Annotated in this window: 14 protein-coding genes; 7 read left to right on the top strand and 7 right to left on the bottom strand. The window is 36.5% G+C overall.

Annotated elements, in window-relative coordinates:
* Window positions 1-106 precede the first annotated feature (106 nt).
* Both CCAND38_RS07945 and CCAND38_RS07950 read right to left on the bottom strand, forming a co-directional pair.
* Entirely contained in the window at window positions 107-1,012 is a 906-nt protein-coding gene (locus tag CCAND38_RS07945; protein WP_042344770.1) for a DsbA family protein, read from the bottom strand.
* Window positions 1,013-1,235: 223 nt separating this feature from the next.
* The gene (locus tag CCAND38_RS07950) at window positions 1,236-1,685 is read right to left on the bottom strand and encodes a hypothetical protein (protein ID WP_042344726.1); all 450 of its coding nucleotides are present in this window, start codon (window positions 1,683-1,685) and stop codon (window positions 1,236-1,238) included.
* A gap of 332 nt (window positions 1,686-2,017) precedes the next feature.
* Between CCAND38_RS07950 and CCAND38_RS07955 the strand changes: the two genes are divergently transcribed.
* The 6 genes from CCAND38_RS07955 (at window position 2,018) to CCAND38_RS07980 (ending at window position 6,936) form a co-directional block, all read left to right on the top strand.
* Window positions 2,018-2,932 (top strand): cation diffusion facilitator family transporter, encoded by a 915-nt coding sequence (locus CCAND38_RS07955; protein ID WP_042344727.1) that lies wholly within the window; start codon window positions 2,018-2,020, stop codon window positions 2,930-2,932.
* A 174-nt stretch (window positions 2,933-3,106) separates the two neighbouring features.
* Entirely contained in the window at window positions 3,107-4,369 is a 1,263-nt protein-coding gene (locus CCAND38_RS07960; protein ID WP_042344729.1) for a hypothetical protein, read from the top strand.
* Between the two features lie 12 nt (window positions 4,370-4,381).
* Window positions 4,382-5,383, top strand: coding sequence for an SPFH domain-containing protein (locus tag CCAND38_RS07965; RefSeq protein ID WP_042344730.1), 1,002 nt, complete (start codon window positions 4,382-4,384; stop codon window positions 5,381-5,383).
* Between the two features lie 37 nt (window positions 5,384-5,420).
* Window positions 5,421-5,696: a hypothetical protein gene (locus tag CCAND38_RS07970; protein ID WP_042344731.1), complete on the top strand. Its 276-nt coding sequence runs from the start codon at window positions 5,421-5,423 to the stop codon at window positions 5,694-5,696.
* Between the two features lie 105 nt (window positions 5,697-5,801).
* Window positions 5,802-6,344 carry a Crp/Fnr family transcriptional regulator gene (locus tag CCAND38_RS07975; RefSeq protein WP_042344733.1) on the top strand — a complete coding sequence of 181 codons (543 nt, stop codon included), beginning with the start codon at window positions 5,802-5,804 and terminating at the stop codon, window positions 6,342-6,344.
* Window positions 6,345-6,378: 34 nt separating this feature from the next.
* Entirely contained in the window at window positions 6,379-6,936 is a 558-nt protein-coding gene (locus CCAND38_RS07980; protein WP_042344735.1) for a DinB family protein, read from the top strand.
* 61 nt (window positions 6,937-6,997) lie between these two features.
* Here CCAND38_RS07980 and CCAND38_RS07985 read toward each other — a convergent pair whose 3' ends face one another.
* From CCAND38_RS07985 to CCAND38_RS08005, 5 genes are all read right to left on the bottom strand, one after another.
* Window positions 6,998-8,050: a carbohydrate-binding family 9-like protein gene (locus CCAND38_RS07985; protein ID WP_042344737.1), complete on the bottom strand. Its 1,053-nt coding sequence runs from the start codon at window positions 8,048-8,050 to the stop codon at window positions 6,998-7,000.
* 340 nt (window positions 8,051-8,390) lie between these two features.
* Window positions 8,391-8,768, bottom strand: a complete 378-nt coding sequence (locus CCAND38_RS07990; protein ID WP_042344739.1) for a VOC family protein — start codon at window positions 8,766-8,768, stop codon at window positions 8,391-8,393.
* A 75-nt stretch (window positions 8,769-8,843) separates the two neighbouring features.
* A complete protein-coding gene (locus CCAND38_RS07995) occupies window positions 8,844-9,584 on the bottom strand; it encodes a DNA alkylation repair protein (RefSeq protein WP_042344740.1) in 741 nt (246 codons plus the stop codon).
* A gap of 64 nt (window positions 9,585-9,648) precedes the next feature.
* Window positions 9,649-10,449, bottom strand: a complete 801-nt coding sequence (locus CCAND38_RS08000; protein ID WP_082023474.1) for a helix-turn-helix domain-containing protein — start codon at window positions 10,447-10,449, stop codon at window positions 9,649-9,651.
* Between the two features lie 350 nt (window positions 10,450-10,799).
* Window positions 10,800-13,067 carry an aconitate hydratase gene (locus tag CCAND38_RS08005; RefSeq protein ID WP_042344743.1) on the bottom strand — a complete coding sequence of 756 codons (2,268 nt, stop codon included), beginning with the start codon at window positions 13,065-13,067 and terminating at the stop codon, window positions 10,800-10,802.
* Window positions 13,068-13,486: 419 nt separating this feature from the next.
* Here CCAND38_RS08005 and CCAND38_RS08010 point away from each other — a divergent pair, with 419 nt between their 5' ends.
* Window positions 13,487-15,748 carry a GH92 family glycosyl hydrolase gene (locus CCAND38_RS08010; RefSeq protein WP_042344744.1) on the top strand — a complete coding sequence of 754 codons (2,262 nt, stop codon included), beginning with the start codon at window positions 13,487-13,489 and terminating at the stop codon, window positions 15,746-15,748.
* The last annotated feature ends 67 nt before the right edge of the window (window positions 15,749-15,815 follow it).

Raw genomic sequence — 15,815 nt, forward strand, 5'->3', positions numbered from 1 at the left:
GTGTAATTGTTATTAGCATTCAACAAAAATACAACTTTATTCCCTGATTGTCAAATTTTTATACCATCATACTTTTTAAAACACGAATAGAAATTTCAAATACTAACTACTTTATTTTCCAGATGGCTCCATTTTTCGTTTCTAATTTACTTAGAATGCCCTGTTGAGTAAGGTCATTTAGTAACTGTTCACTGTCTTTACGAGGCATACCTGATAATTCTGTAAATTCACGAGCGGTCAAACTAGGGTAATAATTAAAAAGGGACTTCCAATCTTTGTGATATTCCTGTTTTGTAGCATCAGGAAGGAGTTTAAGCACGGCCATTTCAAATAAAGCATAGGGTCTCGCTCCGTAGACAATTTCTTGCTTGTTTCCACTTATGAAAATTACAGTAGGAAATCCGCGAATGCCTATTTTTCTTGCTAATTCTAAATCTTTTTGAAACTCTTTCCGCCCTTGATTTTCATAATCTGATTTCAGCTTTGAAATATCAAGTCCTGCTTGTTGAGCTGCTGTGGCAATATGTTCCCATTGAGTGATATTTTTCTTTTCTAAGAAAACCATTTCACGCAATTCACGCAGAAAAATTACAGCTTTGTCATTATCTTGTAATTGAGCAGCCTTGAAAGCAATGGAAGGAGGATAAGAAGAATCTAATGGATTTTCAAGCCAAATATCACCGTCTATAGGCATATCGTAGTATGGGCTTACTTCATCCCAGTGATGGGCTACGTCAGAAGGTTTGCTTATACCGCCACTGTTATAACTCCAATCTGAGAGTAAACCACCCATATGGTAATTTATAACTATTTCATTTCCGTATTCGAGTTTTAGTTTTCTTAATTGGGGTTCAATCCCCCAGCAGGAAGAGCAAATCGGGTCGGTATAATAGATGATTTCTATTTTCTTTGAGTGATTTTGTAGGTTTCTCTCTGATTTTTGGTTGGATTGTGAAGTCTCACAGACACCTGTTTTTGGGTCGCACAGTAGTGGATTAGTATTTTGTCCCATAGTTATTGTAGCTTTTAGAGTTATTAAAAAAAGAATCCATGTTTTCATTGTCAAAAAATTGCTATAATACCTTATTTAAACACATATACTTACCTAGATTTTTGGTGTCACATAACACTGTTTTTAGGCTTACAAAGATATGAAATTAGATGTGAAAGGAACTCAATAATAGTATTTGTTTGGAATTTAGTCATTCCTCCAATCTATCTACTTTCACAGCCCACTAAAAGCCTACCTTTAGATCATCGTAAAAGCGCGAGTATTTTCCAACTGCGATGTTGATTTGTAACCCAAAAGTTATTCCTTTAAAATAGTTTTCTTGGTGTATTGGGATAGCGTAACCTGTATTCAATTTTATTAAGTTTAATACGTTTATTATAAATTGAGGTTCAATAGCATAGGGGGTAATAGAAACTCCTCCGTTAAGGAAATTTCCACATTCGATGTTGATTTGAGGTAATATTTTAGCTTTTCTTTTTACTGTGGTATAAAAAGCTTTCGCTCCTATATTCAATACCGCTTCATCTTTATTCGAAGCACGATATTCTAGACCTAATCCTGCTATATTTCGTCCTAAATATCGATATTCGGCACTTACTGCTAATTTATCAAGGAACTGTGCTTGTACTTTAGTCCAAGAGCATATTATTATCAAGATGAGTGTTATTTTCATGTCTTTATTTAAAAGATGCTTTGTTATCAAAATATGTCAGATTTCTGAATATAAAAATAGCAATCAGGATAAAGTTATAACTTTATTGAATGTTAAAAAATATAACACGCCATTATCCTGATTCTTAGAATACAAAAATAGTAAAAAATGAAAGAATTATATGTAAAATAATGTTGTCTTTTTAGTGATTCCTAAATACAAATTCGTAACGAGTTAAAAAACTATTGCTACATTCAACTTACAAAGGTTCATTTTATGAGTTTTTCGTATAAAAAAAGCAGTATCTTTGTAGCGAGAGATTAACCAATTAAAAATAACAAAAAGAAATCGCAATGGAACATTCACATGAAGGACACAGCCATAGCGTGGCGAGTTTGGAGAGCATCAACCGAGCTTTTTATATAGGTATCGGGTTGAATTTAGTGTACACGATTATTGAATTCGTCGTGGGGTTCCGAATCAATTCCTTGGCGCTTATTTCGGACGCAAGTCATAACCTGAGCGATGTTGCCAGTTTGGTCATTTCACTTCTCGGACTGAAACTTACTCAGAAAGCAGCTACGTATTCATTTACTTACGGTTACAAAAAAGCTTCTATTTTAGCTTCGTTTATCAATGCGGTACTGTTGGTGTATATTGCCGTGAAAATTATCCTTGAGGCTATCGAACGTTTTGACGCTCCCCCCGAAATGGCGGGTAGTATGATCATCATAACGGCGACTATTGGAGTTATTATCAATGCTTTATCTGCTTTTCTTTTCTACAAAGGGCAAAAACAGGATGTCAATGTAAAAGGGGCTTTTCTGCATTTGTTGGTAGACGCTCTGGTATCCGTAGGGGTGATTGTATCGGGAGTAATTATCCATTTTACGGGATGGTACACTGCCGACGTGCTGACCAGTTTGGTGGTTGCAGTGGTGATTTTGGTTTCCACCTGGAATCTGCTTACCGAAAGTGTAAAACTCATCCTTGATGGTGTGCCTCAAAGTATAAAAGTGGATAAAATAAGGCAAATTATGGAGTCGCATCCCAAGGTTTGTTCGGTGCATCACATTCATATTTGGGCATTGAGCAGCCAGGAAAACGCACTTACAGCTCATTTGGTAATAGAAGACAGTAGCACTTTTGAAGAAATTGACCAACTTAAAAAAGAAATAAGACATACTCTCCAACATGAACATATTCAGCATACTACATTTGAAGTGGAACTTTCAAAAATGAAATGTAAGTGTGATGATTGTCATTGATAGAGTGAACATAAAATTCGAAGTGCTAAAAGGAAAGGCTAAGAAGTTTTTAATAGAACCAAATCATTTGTTTCTTCCTATTTTTTTAATCATCTATCTAATCAAATTTTATTTCTTTCATTTGTAGCTTATTATAAAAAAACTATATTTGTGGTTCGTAAATCAATTTCAAAAATGGCAAAACGAATCAAACCCATCAAATGTCCGCAGTGTGGCAGCACACAAGCGACCGAAACCAAAACCGATTATTACCGCTGTAAGAGCTGTAAATCAGAGTTTTTTATTGATAATGATGATATTAACATCAATCATCGGCACAGTTATGATACGCCTCAGCTTTCCGCAAAACATCTAAAAGCACTCAAATTTTTAGGGCTTGCGATGGCGGTGTTTGTGATGATGATGGTGGTAATTTCGTTGCTGCCGTCCAAATCAACCTACACCCCCACCACGGCTGCGGTTCAAGAAAACAAGCCCTATTGGAATATTCAAGAAATTATACCCACAGCCGATAAAGACGGCGAACCCATTGCCATAGTGGTGGGCTCTATTGTTTCTGGAAATCATCCTAACCAAACTTACAAACCCACTTTTGGCTTTTTTCACGCCCAAACTTTTAAAGAAATCGCTGCGGTACCAATTAATGTAGAAGGTTTTTACCCTATTATTAAATGGAAAAAAATGGACGAAGGCAAAACCTATATCGTCATCAATAAAAATCGCCTGTTTTTATTAGACGAGAACACATTGAGCATCAGTGAAGTAACACCGCAAACCATCGGACTGCCTGAATTTGAAAAAGGCTTTGCCGAAATAGACACAAACAGTGCCTATGAAAATTCACTTGAAATAACCAATAATTTAGGCAAAGAGTATTATTATTTTCCCAAGCTTAATCAGGCGATTTTATATGGAAATCGTAAAGAAATGGATCAGCTGATTGCCCAAAATCCGATTGCTCCACAAGGAGTAACTCGATTTGAATTTTCAAGAAAAGATAAAGATAAACTACCTGAGCTTTTTAAAGTAAAAACACAAGGACAAGCGGGGTATCCATATAAGAGGTATTTTTTTCGCTGGTTCAAAGGTGAGTTATATATAGACAAAGAGTCTCAAGTTGTATCTTATGAGAATTTTACCCCTGAACGATTTTATTTTAAACCTGAAGTATTGCACTATGATGACAAAGAAGTGTTTATCTATTTTAAGCACGAATGGGCAGAAAGTAGTCCCTACTTTTTTCAAGTGCTTGATGCTCAGACAGGCGAGATAAAACTTAGCTTACAAAGTCATAAAGATATGCACTATCTAAGCGATGACTTTGTTGCTAAAATAAAAGACGGTTATTTAATAAGCAACTATGATTCTTTTATTCTCAATACCAAAGAAGGTAAATTAGAGAAACTTGAACTTAGAGAAAAATTAACCCAACGATAAAATCAAAAAAAGATGAGCATACTCAACATTTTTAGCAATCAACTTTCCGCCGTCATCGAGTGGAAAAATCCTAAAGCCAATGTAATTTGGTGGAAATATCCATCAAAACGCGATGAAATCATCAATGCCAGCAAACTCATTGTCGCTCCCTCGCAGGGTTGTGCTTTGGTGTATGAAGGGTCGTTGGTAGAAATCATCGAAGAGGAAGGGATTTATAACCTTAAAACCGATAACCATCCGTTTATCACCACGCTTGTCAATCTGCGTCAGAATTTTGACAGTGAGCATAAACTCAAAATTTATTTCTTCCGCAAAGCTCAGATTCTCAATCAGCGTTGGGGAACGCCAAATCCCATCAAATTCATTGATGCTACTTATAAAATCCCTGTGGAATTGGGGCTAAACGGAAATTTTTCGTACAGAATTGCCAATCCTAAGTATTTTTATACCGAAATTATTGGCGAAACCGATGAATTTGAAGCAGAAGCGATGAGCAAAACGGTTGCCGAGCGTATTCCACAGCTTATTGCCCAAAACATTCACGAAAAAAAATATTCCTACATTGAAATAGATGGTAAAATTCACGACATCGCTCAAGAAATCAAGGGTGAAATCAATAGCGAATATCAAAATTTGGGGCTCGAACTCACCGATTTTCGTATCGTAGGAACGCAATTTGACGAGGCTACTCAAGAGCGTATCGGTCGTGTTGCCGATATCAGTGCCGATGTACAAGCCGCCAAAGAAGCAGGATTGGATTATGTGGAACTTGAAAAACTGCGTGCTTTACGCGATGCGGCGCGTAACGAGGGCGGACTTGCCGGGGCAGGGCTTCAATTTGGCGTGGGTATGGAAATCGGTAAGAAATTCAACGAGCAATCCGACACCATTCTTGCCAAAGGAAGTGCCGATGCCGCCGAACAGCTTCGCAAACTCAAAATCCTACTTGATGAAAACATCATCACGGCGGAAGATTTTGAACTTAAAAAGCAAGAAATTTTGAGAAAAATGTAATTTATAAACTTTTACTTCATCTTTTAAATCTAAGAAAATGAAATACATTATAGGAATTATCATTGTACTGATTGTCTTGTCGGTAGGTGCTTATTTTTTAGCGGATTTGTGGGAATATGATACGCTAATTACCCCCGAGCAACTTAGAAAAAGTGCCGTTACTGTGATGATAGTAGGCACGATTTCCGTTTTACTGCTCATTTTTGTTCCGTTTTTTTTCAAAGATCACGCGAAAGGTTACGACAAAAACCACAACGGCATTGCACAACCGAAAAAAAAACACATTAAAAAAGAAAGAAACAGCGAAAAGTAGTCATTACCAAAAGTGAAAAACTTTTGTTGTAAAGAGAAACTGAGATTTATTGACAAACGTTTTGTTATTTTCAATTTCAAATTACTTTAAAAAACACACCTCACAATGAATCTCCATACGATTTTTACAGAAAACTTTTCCTTGGAAAAAGAAATCGTAATCCCAAGAGGAGCGTTTTTAAAAACGCCCGATACGAAAGACACGCATATTTATCTTGTGAAAGAAGGGAGTTTGAAAATCGGATTTTTTACCGAAAATGAAGACAAAATACTGAGGTTCGGGTACGAGAATGATGTAATCACGGCATTGGATTCTTTTATCACAGAACAGAAATCCAAATTGTATATTCAGGCAATCAAAAAGTGTCGTTTGGCGGTGGTTTCTAAGTCGGATTTTATGGCATTTGCACAAAAATCTTCCGAAAACTTGTGGATTTATACCAAAATTTTAGAAAAACTGCTTGTTGACCAATTGGAACGCGAACAAGATTTGCTCTTATCCTCGCCCAGAGAACGCTACCAGCGAATTTTGAAACGCAATCCTAAACTTTTTCAGCAAATTCCGCACAGGCATATCGCCGTGTATTTGGGAATGACCGAAGAGACGCTTTCCAGACTCAAAAAAACATTGACGCCAATCAAGATTTAGCACCTCCATTTTGCTGACCTTTGCCCCAAAAAAGATGGACAGAAAACAATTGTTAGACACGCTTACCCAAATAACGCTTGAAAATAAAACCTTTGCAGAAGCACTGCTACTAAAATCCGAAACAGAACTCAACCATAGCCCCAGTGATGATAGTTGGAGTATTTTGGAATGTATCGAACACCTGAATTTGTACGGAAATTTTTATCTGCCCGAAATAGCTTCGTGTATAGCAAAAGCTGATGAAAGCAACCGTAATCTGTTCAAAAGCGGATTTTTAGGCAATTATTTTGTGAAACTTATTCAGCCCAAACCTCGGCTCAACAAAATGAAAACCGCCACTAAAATGAATCCTAAAGGGCGTAGGCTTACAAAGAATTGTTTGCAAGTTTTTATCCGTCAGCAAAACCAACTCCTTGATTTACTACAAAAAGCCCACACTACGGATTTGACTCAATTAAAAACCAAAATTTCCATTTCCAGATTCCTGCGTCTTCGATTGGGCGATACTTTGCAGTTTGTGGTTTACCACAATCAGCGACATATGGAGCAAGTAAGGCGTATTCTTCAAGAAAAAAAACGTGACTGTTTGTAGAAAATTGCTACTAAAAAAGGATGCAGTTTTTTATAAAATTTTCTACATCTATTCAGAGGTATTATTTTTTTAATACCTCTACTTTACCATCTTGGAAAATCACGATGGTTTCTCCAGAAAATGGACTTACCACGGAAATGTTCCAAAAATGCGGATTTGTATTGAACTTCGGAATGATTTTTTTGTTTGCAATCGTCGTTCCTTTTTTGGTTTCGGTTATTAGTTTTTGAGATGAGTTTTTTTTGCTAAAATGATATAAATCATATAAATATCTTTTTATAGATTCATCTTTTGGTAGTTCAAAACTATCTTTTTGACCTATTATTTTATCCGAAAAATAGACATAGCCCCACAATTCAGGTTCATGCATACTAATTTTCCATTGTGGAGACCATACCCAGTTGTACTCAGGTAAATATTTTCCGTAGGCGTCTTTCTTTTTATCATATCGTCCATTCGTAAGGTCAAAATCCCATTGTACACGAGAAAAATTCACTCTCCAAAACTTGTTTGTAGGGATATTGTTTTGCTTGTGAGCTTCTCGCATTGCTGCCCACGGGATGGCGATTTCTACACTCCAGAAAGTATCTATATCTGAGGGATTATTCAGTGTACCATTCACGTACACAGCGGATTTTAATCCATTGATATCCCAGCCATCCAGTACTTTATTAGTTTCGCGATACGGTTTGGTAAGGAATAAATCCCAAACAGTATTAAGTGCGTTAACTTCAAATTCATAGTAGTTATGTGAATCATTGTCAGGATCTAAGAAAATTTCAAAATCATTATTATGAAAAATAACTGTATCACGCTCTTTGAGAGTTGCCCAAATATGAGGCTCTTCCATCTTTGCGAAGAAATAGAAATAATCATCATCATAGAGCATTTTCACGTTGGTTTTGAAATGTGGAATTTTAACTTCCTCAATATCAATAAAATCATCGGTGTATTCCGATTTTTGCCATGATAATTCACTGTCCTTACCATCGATTTCTATTTTTTCGGTTACGCGGTAGGCAATATATGTTTTTGGATCAGGCTTTGATTGAGCTGACAATGTCGTCATACTGAATACGAATACAGTAGATAGAAATTGGAAAAAGAGTCTCATAATCATATGTTTTTTTTCAAGAGCAAAAATACTAAAATAATTCCAATTTCTAATCTATTGAATTATTTTCATACATTTCGCAGGTTGAATACAACGTTCTTTTTTCGTGTCTTTTTTAAATACAATCCTATTCCTAAGTACATTAGTAAAGGAATAAGTCCGAAAATAAGTGAAATTATTGGAGATTTGTCCAGATTTTAATCCTTTTAACTTTGAAATCTTATAAGTTATGTTCTTTCTAAACCAAAAACGCCCCAATTAAGGAGCGTTTTTGTGTCTTTTACGGTGTATACAATCAATTTATGGATTACAATTCCCGTTTTTAAAATAAAATTGACTATTATTCAGGTTCTGTGTAGGTTACTATATCAATACCGATGCCGTTGGGGTCTTTAATGGCGAAATGGCGATCGCCCCAAGGTTCGTTTCTCAGCTCAATCTCGATAGGAATGTTTCTGTTTTTCAATTCTTTATAAACTTCATCTACATTTTCTACTTCAATAGTGAGGTAAACACCTTGATTTTGAAAAGGTTTCTGAAAAATAGGTTGTTGGCTCGGGTGATTGGGAAGCAAAAAACTGATTTCTGCCTCTTGATTAGGAGTGTGGAGCAAAAGGTAAAATTCGTTTTCGAAGCTCACGCCAAAGTTTAAAATTTCGGTATAAAAGGCTTTGGTCTCTGCTAATTTTTCGGTGATAATTCCTGCATTCAATTTCATTTTTTCTGAATTCTAATTTTTGGCAAAATTATCAAGAGAGATGAAACTGAAATAGGAAAAAAGGGACAGAATTATTTATACATCAAATTTTCTTGTGGCTCGTTTTATAATCCATTGGGTATGCGGATTTTCGAAAGTTTTCCAGCGGTGGATGAGAGGCAAAACAGCTTCTTTATTCACTTTAAGCCAGTCGGTTAGGTGATTGGCAACGGATTTCTTTACAAACATAATTTCATCATCTTTTAGGAGTTCCAAAATTTGAAAAACAGGAGCAGGATTTTCTACAAAAGTATCTAATTTACTCGCCCAAGGAAGCTTGGGTCTCAGTCCCTCACTTGCTAACCTACGTAAGTGAAAATTAGGAGATTTTGCCCATTTTTCAATGATTTCTAGTGATTTTTCAGGGTATTTTCTGATAAATGGACGTACAGCGTATTCGCCTGTATTTCTCTTAGTTATCTCCTCTATAGCGTTCATCGAAAGCGTAAAATGATTAATACCATAACGTTCTACAAATTTTCCAATAGGCAAAATCCAATAATAATGTGTGAACATTCCTGTTTGATTGGGATTTTCTTCGCCCAAAATAGAGAGTAATACACGCAGAGCTTCTTTGTAGTCTGCTGAAAGATAGTTTTTTAACAAATCTGCAATAGTGATTATTCTCTGTGTGTAAGTTTGTCCAATAACCTTATTTCCTGTGTCTTTTATGAAATTTTTACTGTTAAAATCAGGATAAACCCTATTAATTTTTTTAGCTAACAATTCGGCAAGATTTGTACCAAATTTTTCGGTAATGCTGTAATTCGTTCCCATCTTCGTGAATTTTAGGCAAAAATAGAAATGTTTTTTAATAATAAAATAGGAAAAAGGGGACAAATTATTTGTAATAAACCTCCCTCGGCGTTACCCCACAAAAAGTTTTAAACTCTTTGATGAAATGCGATTGGTCGTAATAACCCATATCGTAAAATGATGGATTATCATTATTTTGATTGGAAATTTTAGCATTCAAAAAAGACTGAAAACGAACTACTTGACTAAAAGTTTTTGCGGTATCACCAATGTAAAATTCAAACAATCGGCGTAGATGACGAGGGCTAATTCCCGTATCTAAATCGCTCACTATCCGTGCATTTCCTTTTGATTTTAAGATGATTTCCAAAGCTTTATAGAATCGGTTATCTATACTAAAATCAATCTTTTTCAAATGTTTACTAAAAAATGTATCCAACTCATTTTTAATCTGTTGCAAACCTTGCAAACTACTGAATTTATGAGCAATGAATGTTGCCAAATCGGAAGAAACTAAATTCAAAAGAATATCATTATTGCTCAATTCTTTGGCGTCTTGTTTGAAAATCAACGGAAAAGCAGAAGGTAAAAATCGTATTCCCACATAGTTAAACTCTTTCCCCAAAGGAAATTCCGTATAACTTCGGCAAAACCCCATAAGATAACTTTCATCGGGATTATCCAACTCAAAAAACACATCAATACAACCATCGGAAATCACTCTATATGTATAGTTTTCAGTAAGTTGTGTTTTTGTTTTAAGTTGCCAATAGCAATAGATGAAAGGCAATAATTTTTTGTCAGGAAAGATTTCTGTATAAAACACATTTTTAGTTGATTGAATAATCGTTGGCTGAATAGGTTTGTAGTAATTTCGTATGTTCAAAGAGGATTGCAAGAAGTATGATATTAAAGTAAAAAATTACAGGTGTTTCATCGTTTTTCAAGAATTCCATATGCACTCATTTCTAATATTTTATGTCTCTAAGGAATACAATACGTTGCTTATCAGAAATTTGTCTTCAAACTCTCTAAAAGCATTTTTCCATCGAAAAAACTTCAGTTTATATCCTTATATTATATAGCAAAAGAGGTTTTATAAACATATGTTGTATTCTCTTTAAGACTCAAAATCAGGAAAGCATTCAGATTCAATAGCACTCAGCTCTTAATTTAAAAGACGAAAGAGGCGTATTCCTTTTCAAATAACGCCTCTTTCATTCATATCAACAGAATCTATTTTTTAGCATTTGAAGCAATCAAGTTCAAGGCACTTCCGGCTTTAAACCACTCAATTTGACTTTCGTTATAGGTATGGTTCGCTACTATGATATCTTTTGAACCGTCGGCATGAACAAACTCCAACTGCAACGGTTTGTTAGGAGCAAAGTCAACTAAGTCTAAGAAATTTACAGTGTCGTCTTCTTTAATCTTGTCGTAGTCAGCTTCGTTAGCGAATGTAAGTGCCAACATACCTTGTTTTTTTAGGTTTGTTTCGTGAATACGAGCAAATGATTTAACTAAAACTGCTTTTACTCCTAAATGGCGAGGTTCCATGGCAGCATGTTCACGTGAAGACCCTTCTCCATAGTTCTGATCGCCCACTACGATTGACGGTACTCCTTCAGCTTTGTACTGACGTTGTACTGCAGGGACTTCCTCATAAGCTCCTGTAAATTGGTTTTTTACCGCATTGGTTTTCCCATTGAAAGCATTCACAGCTCCTATGAGCATATTGTTTGAAATATTGTCCAAATGTCCGCGGTAACGCAACCAAGGGCCCGCCATCGAAATATGGTCAGTAGTACATTTTCCTTCTGCTTTAATAAGTAATTTCGCTCCCGTAATATTTTTACCGTCCCATGGTTCAAACGGGGCTAATAATTGTAAACGTTGTGAGTCGGGACGTACAACCACTTCTACGCCCGATCCGTCTGCTGCAGGAGCTTGGTAGCCAGGGTCGTCTACATCAAATCCTTTTACGGGAAGTTCGTCGCCATATGGAGGTTTGAACATAACCTCTTCGCCTTTATCATTTAGTAGCTTATCCGTTATTGGGTTGAAATCTAAACGACCTGAGATAGCTAGAGCAGCGACCATTTCAGGCGAAGTTACGAAAGCGTGTGTATTTGGATTTCCATCAGCACGTTTTGAAAAGTTACGGTTGAAAGAGTGAATAATGGTGTTTTTTTCTTGTTTGTCAGCACCCTCTCTATCCCATTGACCGATACAAGGTCCACAAGCATTAGTAAATACTTTTGTTCCTAGTTTTTCAAAAACTTCAATCATTCCATCGCGTTCTATCGTGTACTTAATCTGCTGAGAACCAGGGTTGATTCCAAATTCAGCTTTAGGGGTAATGCCTAAATCCAATGCTTGTTTTACGATGGATACAGCTCTTGACATATCCTCATAGGAAGAGTTTGTACAAGAACCTATTAGTCCCCACTCTACTTTTAGAGGCCATCCGTTTTCTCTAGCTACTTCTTTCATTTTTGAGACTGGAGTTCCTCGGTCAGGAGTGAAAGGTCCGTTAATATAAGGTTCTAATTCTGAAAGGTTTATTTCAATAAGTTGGTCGAAATATTTTTCTGGATTAGCATATACTTCTGGGTCAGCTGTTAAATATTTTGCGACCTTGTCGGCAGCTTCCACCACATCCTGACGACCTGTTGCCTTTAAATATCTACGCATTGAATCGTCATATCCAAAAGTTGAGGTTGTAGCTCCGATTTCAGCTCCCATATTGCAGATAGTTCCCTTACCTGTACAAGAAATAGACTCTGCTCCTTCACCAAAATACTCTACGATAGCTCCCGTTCCGCCTTTTACAGTTAAGATATCCGCCACGCGTAGGATGATGTCTTTCGGAGCAGTCCATCCGTTTAGTTTCCCCGTGAGTTTTACCCCGATTAGCTTGGGGAATTTTAATTCCCATGCCATTCCTGCCATAACATCCACAGCATCAGCACCTCCCACACCGATGGCAAGCATACCAAGTCCACCAGCGTTCACAGTGTGTGAGTCTGTCCCAATCATCATACCTCCAGGAAATGCGTAATTTTCCAATACTGTTTGGTGGATAATTCCAGCACCTGGCTTCCAGAATCCGATGCCGTATTTATTTGAAACAGATGAAAGAAAATCAAAGACTTCTTTTGATTGCTCGTTTGCCACAGAAAGATCCTTTTCAGCTCCTACTTTGGCTTGGATGAGGTGGTCGCAGTGCACTGTTGTAGGCACTGCAACTTTTGATTTTCCTGCGTGCATAAATTGTAACAATGCCATTTGAGCAGTTGCGTCTTGACATGCCACACGATCGGGTGCAAAATCAACATAGTCTTTTCCTCGCGTGTAAGCCTGTGAAGGTTGCCCGTCCCACAGGTGAGCATATAGAATTTTTTCAGAAAGTGTCAGCGGACGCCCAACCAATTCACGTGCTTTGTCCACACGCGAAGGTATATTTTCGTACACCGCCTTAATCATTTCAATATCGAAAGCCATAATTATGTGTTTTTATATTCATTTCCTAATACGCAAATATATGGTCTTTTTTTTAATTGATAAAATATATCTAATAAAACATTTTTTTGTTGTTTTACTATAAATATGTTTTTTTGATTGCTATAAGCGAGAAATATTTATAAAATAGTAAATTATTTATTTAAAAATAATCATTGTCATATATAAATTGCAAATAAATTGCTTTTTTGAGAATGTAATATTTTCAATAAAATATTCTTATTTATATTAATTCTATTTTGATAAGACTAAGAAAAATGTTTTTTTGATGCGATGCTAAGAAAGGGAATTTAAATTCTATTTTGCACATTCACATGGACATATTTCCCAGAAATAATATTATTTTTCTTACCTTTGCCACTATGTTGTTTACTGAGAATAATATACTAAAATAATAATTTATGAAACTACATAAGATTGTTTTGTCAGCATTCTGTCTGTCGGCAACTGTGTTAACAGCACAAACCCCAGCGGACTATGTAAATCCGTTTATCGGAACCTCTAACTATGGGGCGACTCATCCAGGGGCAATTGCTCCCCGCGGAATGTTGAGTATTTCACCCTTTAACGTTGCATTTGACACTAAGGGAATTAAAGATCCATTGGAAAAAGACAGTCGTTGGCTATCGAATCCTTACGTAAATGAAAATAGATTTTTAACAGGTTTTACGCACGTTAACTTGAGTGGTGTAGGTTGTCCAGAGTTGGGGGTTATCATCACTATGCCGACTACGGGGGAGTTAAAAACGAATCATTTGGACTATGGAACTACTTATTCGAACGAAAAGGCTTCGGCAGGATATTACAGTACGCATTTGACAAAGTATAACGTGAAAGCCGAGATGACAGCTTCAACAAGAGCCGGGGTGAGTCGTTATCATTTTCCGAAAGGGGAAGCAAACATTTTGCTCAATTTGGGTTTAGGACTAACCAATGAGCAAGGAGCGATGGTCAAAATCGTTTCGCCAACCGAGGTGGAGGGAATGCGGATGGTGGGGTCATTCTGCTACAATAGTCCGGAGTTGGCTTATCCCGTTTATTTTGTTGCAAAACTCTCAAAACCTGCAATGAACTACGGCGTTTGGCATAAACCAGAAACGTACAAGGGAGTGGAAGCCGAGTGGATGTGGTACAATGGCGATGTGCGTTTGAAAGAGGGTTTTTCCAGAGAAGTGGTGGGGGATAGCATTGGAGCGTATTTCCGATATAAGTTTGATAAGGAAGAAATAGTAGAGGTGAAAGTAGGTATTTCCTACGTAAGTATTGCTAATGCTCGGGAAAATTTAGAGAAAGAAATTGGCGTAAAAACCTTTGCGGATGTCTACCAACAAACTAAAAACGAATGGAATAAACAACTTCACGCACGTGTTGAAGGAGGTACAGACGACCAAAAAACAATTTTTTATACAGGGTTGTATCATGCTTCAATACATCCCAACGTATTAAATGATGTGAATGGTGATTATCCTCAGAGCAAAACTAACAAAATAGGAAAGTCTAACAACCGATACACCGTTTTTTCTTTGTGGGATACTTATCGTAACTATCACCAATTGATGACCTTACTCTATCCTGAACAGCAATTAGGCATGATAAAGTCAATGTTAGATATCTATGACGAGAGCGGTTGGTTACCCAAATGGGAACTTAATTCCACGGAAACGTTTACTATGGTTGGAGATCCTGCAAGTATCGTTCTGGCGGACACATACTTACGAGGATTGACAAATTTTGATGTCGAAAAAGCGTTTCAAGCAATGCTGAAGGGAGCAAATACCTTAGAGAAAAATCCAATACGTCCGGGTGTAGCCGAATACTGGAAATTAGGCTATCTGAGTGTGGACGGCGGTGTAGCAGGACCTGTTTCTACCACACAGGAATATAACATTGCAGATTTTGCAATTGCTCAATTGGCGAAAAAAATAGGTAAAAAATCTGATTATGAGCGTTTTAATAAACAAGCGTATTCTTACAGAAAGTTGTTTGATAGTCAAACTAAATTACTTCGACCCAAGTATAGCAATGGCAAATGGTATGAACCTTTTAATCCTGCAAGTGGAGCAAATTTTGAGAAAAACGTAGGCTACATTGAAGGAAATGCGTGGCAATATGTATACATGGTAACTCACGATGTGAAAGGAATGATAAAAATGATGGGGGGTGAGAGAGCTTTTGAAAAACAGCTGGATCATATCTTTGATTCCAAGCAATATGACATGGCAAATGAACCTGATATTGCTTATCCTTACTTGTATAACTACGTTCGAGGAAGCGAATGGAAAACTCAAAAAAGAGTACACGACCTCATTGAAGAGTACTTTCAGAATAAACCCGCAGGATTACCAGGTAATGAAGACACAGGGGTAATGTCAGCTTGGTTGATTTACGGAATGATGGGATTCTATCCAGTAAGCCCTGCAGAGCCAATATACACTTTTACAGCTCCAAAATTTAATAAAATCATCCTTTCATTGGATAAAAAATATTATCCAAATGGTGAATTGATTATCGAATCAAACGCTTCTCCTGAAAATTTGTATATAAAACGTATTCTTATTGATGGGAAACCTTACAAATCGTATTTTATAACTCATGAAGAGCTAAAAAAAGCTAAAAACATACGATTTGAATTGGATAGAAAGCCTTTGAATACAAAAAAATAATGCAAACAAGTTCTAAATAGGCTGCTTAAATAATCATACAGAACAAAAATTACGACGTATATAATAT

It is taken from the genome of Capnocytophaga canis, assembly GCF_000827555.1.
GTDB lineage: Bacteria > Bacteroidota > Bacteroidia > Flavobacteriales > Flavobacteriaceae > Capnocytophaga > Capnocytophaga canis.